The following is a 1,191-nucleotide window of genomic DNA, read 5'->3' on the forward strand; positions in this document are numbered from 1 at the left end:
TGCTCGTTAGTCGAATAAGAAAAGGATTGCCGCAGCAACCCCTGGTATTCAACTCAAGCATCCCGTTAGCACAACAAGAATAGAGCTTTAATTTACCTCTTTAACAAACAATACCCTATCTTGATTTGGTCCATCGTAATCAGTAAATACAGATACTCCATCAACTTCTTTGTCACCCTTTTCAATATGAAAACCCATCTTTGGATTGTCAACACTAAACTAGACAACTTTTTTAAGGTGTCCAAGTTTGAACTCAATTGGGCTCAGATAGCCTAGTGTTCCATGGATTCGTTTGTAATTAAACCAATAGATATAATTGTGTAATTCGTTTTCCAGTTCACCAAGACTGTCAAAATGACGACCCCTGATGAACTCAGTCTTGATGATTTTAAACGTGGCTTCTGCTACTGCATTATCATAAGGACATCCTTTCATACTTAACGATCGCTGGATGTTAAATGTCGCTAATGCCTCATCAATAAGCTTGTTTTTGAATTCGCTTCCGCGATCTGTATGAAAAAGTTTGATCTTACGTAGATCCGTTTTTATGGACGCTAAAGCACGATAAACTAATAAAGCATTTTTATTACGACCGGCACTATATCCAATGATTTCACGATTATAAAGATCAACAAATACACATATGTACTGCCATTTTTTATTGACTCTCACATATGTTAAATCACTCACAACGACTGATAATGCTTCATTTTGTGTGAACTGACGGTCAAGTTCATTTTTCTGTTCTGATTCGTTTGTTCCACTGGAGTGTGGCTTGAATTGTGCAAGCGTATAAGTGGAAATCAAGCCCTGCTCTTTCATAATTCGTCCGATCCGACGACGTCTAGAGACGCTCTTTCCGCGCTTCTTTAATTCCTTTTTAATTTTACGAGTCCCATAGTTTTGATAGCTCGAATGGAAAATCTCAATTATATCGGAAGTGATATCATCTTCGGCCTGACGCTCTTTTGCTTCATAATAATAGGTGCTCCTGGGGAGTTGTAGGACTTTGCACATTGCTGATATCGAGTATTTGTGTTGATTATTCTTAATCACATTTACTTTCGTCCTAGTATCAGCGCGGCTTGCTTTAAAATGTCATTTTCCATTTCTAATCAGTAGCTTTGCATAAAGTTTCTTCAAATTTGTCAAGTAGTTTTGAGTAATTTATGGTTTCAAGGCACAAAAAAA

Annotated in this window: 2 pseudogenes; both read right to left on the reverse strand. The window is 37.2% G+C overall.

The annotated features are described in order from the left end of the window. Positions 1–87 precede the first annotated feature (87 nt). A pseudogene (locus PQ474_RS26115) lies at positions 88–201 on the reverse strand (GNAT family N-acetyltransferase); the annotation flags it as partial. A gap of 18 nt (positions 202–219) precedes the next feature. Beyond that, positions 220–1,115 (reverse strand): annotated as a pseudogene (locus PQ474_RS26120) (IS3 family transposase); the annotation flags it as partial. Positions 1,116–1,191: the final 76 nt, after the last annotated feature.

Origin of the sequence: Halalkalibacter alkalisediminis, assembly GCF_028610705.1 — a bacterium.
GTDB lineage: Bacteria > Bacillota > Bacilli > Bacillales > Bacillaceae_D > Halalkalibacter > Halalkalibacter alkalisediminis.